This is a genomic window from Streptomyces sp. NPDC059850, from assembly GCF_042731515.1.
In the GTDB taxonomy this organism is placed as follows: Bacteria; Actinomycetota; Actinomycetes; order Streptomycetales; family Streptomycetaceae; genus Streptomyces.
This window is the reverse complement of the sequence record NZ_JBHWJI010000154.1, coordinates 1-1,543: the sequence shown is the minus strand read 5'-3', so window position 1 is coordinate 1,543 and position 1,543 is coordinate 1. Positions and strand designations below refer to the sequence as shown.

Annotated in this window: 1 protein-coding gene; it reads left to right on the top strand. The window is 71.7% G+C overall.

The genetic code is table 11. From position 1 onward, the window contains the following. Positions 1 to 1,543: type I polyketide synthase (locus ACFV9T_RS42710; protein ID WP_385449285.1), on the top strand; the 1,543-nt coding region annotated here is incomplete at both ends.

Below are 1,543 nucleotides of genomic sequence, written 5' to 3'. Positions count from 1 at the left end.
GGGTGGCGTACACGCTCGGGTTGGAAGGTCCGGCGGTGACGGTGGACACGGCGTGTTCGTCGTCGCTGGTGGCGATGCATCTGGCGGCGCAGGCGTTGCGGCAGGGGGAATGCACGCTCGCTTTGGCGGGTGGTGTGACGGTGATGGCCACGCCGGATGTGTTCACCGGCTTCTCGCGCCAGCGCGGCCTGGCCCCCGATGGGCGCTGCAAGCCCTTCGCCGCAGCCGCTGACGGCACCGGCTGGAGTGAGGGCGTCGGGCTGCTGCTCCTGGAGCGGTTGTCGGATGCGCGGCGCAACGGCCACCGGGTGTTGGCGGTGATCCGGGGTTCGGCGGTGAATCAGGATGGTGCGTCGAATGGTCTGACGGCCCCGAACGGTCCGTCGCAGCAGCGAGTGATCCGGCAGGCGCTGGCCGGTGCGGGTGTGTCGGCCGCCGAGGTGGACGCGGTGGAGGCGCACGGTACGGGGACGACGCTGGGCGACCCGATCGAGGCGCAGGCACTGCTGGCGACGTACGGCCAGGAGCATTCCGTCCAGCAACCGCTGCTGCTCGGCTCCATCAAGTCGAACATCGGGCATACGCAGGCGGCCGCTGGGGTGGCCGGTGTCATCAAGATGGTGCAGGCCATGCGGCATGGCGTGCTGCCCGCCTCGCTGCACATCGACGAGCCGACACCCCATGTCGACTGGGCCAGCGGTGCCGTACAGCTGCTGACCGAGCCCGTGGAGTGGCCGCAGGCTGAGCGTCCGCGCCGCGCCGGAGTTTCCTCCTTCGGCGCCTCCGGTACGAACGCCCACCTCATCCTGGAGCAGGCCCCGGACGCGCCGCCCGAGCCGGAACCGGCACCCGAACAGGGCGATGCCGTGCCCTGGGTGCTGTCCGGGCGCAGTATGGAGGCGCTGTGCGGGCAGGCTGCGTCGCTGGTGGCGCGTGTGGCCGAGGACCCCGCCTTGAAGTCGGTGGATGTGGGCTGGTCGTTGCTGAGGTCCCGGTCGCTGTTCGAGCAGCGAGCCGTGGTGCTGGGCAGCGAACGGGCGGACATGCTGGCGGCGGTCGAGGCCCTGGCGGCCGGTGCGCCGCATCCGGGTGTGGTGGGCCCGCCCTCGGGCGCTGTCCCGTCCGGGAAGACGGTGTGGCTGTTCAGCGGACAGGGCAGCCAACGCGTGGGGATGGGGGCCGGGCTGTACGACCGCTTTCCGGTGTTCGCCTCAGCGTTCGACGAGGTCTGCGGCCTGCTCGACCCGCATCTTGAACACCCGCTGCGGCAGGTGGCGTTCACCGGCGTGCCCGAGCGGCCGGGGCTGCTGGACCACACGACCTACGCCCAGGCGGGGCTGTTCGCGCTGCACATCGCCCTGGCCCGGTTGCTTGACTCGCTGGGGCTGCGCCCCGATGTGGTGATCGGCCACTCGATCGGTGAGGTCGCCGCCGCCCATGTGGCCGGTGTCTTCGACCTGCCGGACGCCTGCCGCCTGGTGGCCGCCCGCGCCACCCTCATGGGCAAGCTCCCGGAAGGCGGCGGCATGGCCACCATCGCCGC